At 74.8% G+C, this 234-nt stretch carries 1 pseudogene; it reads right to left on the bottom strand.

The window, feature by feature from the left end:
- Positions 1–234 (bottom strand): annotated as a pseudogene (locus KVS71_RS19050) (ornithine carbamoyltransferase); the annotation flags it as partial.

The following is a 234-nucleotide window of genomic DNA, read 5'->3' as shown; positions in this document are numbered from 1 at the left end:
CGACTCCTTCCCGCCGTGCTGGCTGCTCCCCGAGGGGAGGATGAGCGGCGTGCCGCCGAGGCCGGGGATACCGACGGCGTACGAGCCGCGCGTCCGGGTGGCCGACTTGTCGAAGATCACGGCGACGGTCTGCGGGCCGGCGAGGCTCTGGTCGGCCCACCGATCCTTCTTGAGCTCGGGGGCGAGATCGGGGTTCCCCCCCTGCTCGGCGGGCGGGGGATAGGGGGCGCGCCG

The sequence above is a fragment of the Microbacterium sp. GbtcB4 genome (assembly GCF_019091465.1).
GTDB lineage: Bacteria > Actinomycetota > Actinomycetes > Actinomycetales > Microbacteriaceae > Microbacterium > Microbacterium paraoxydans.
This window is presented reverse-complemented; position numbering and strand designations above follow the sequence as displayed.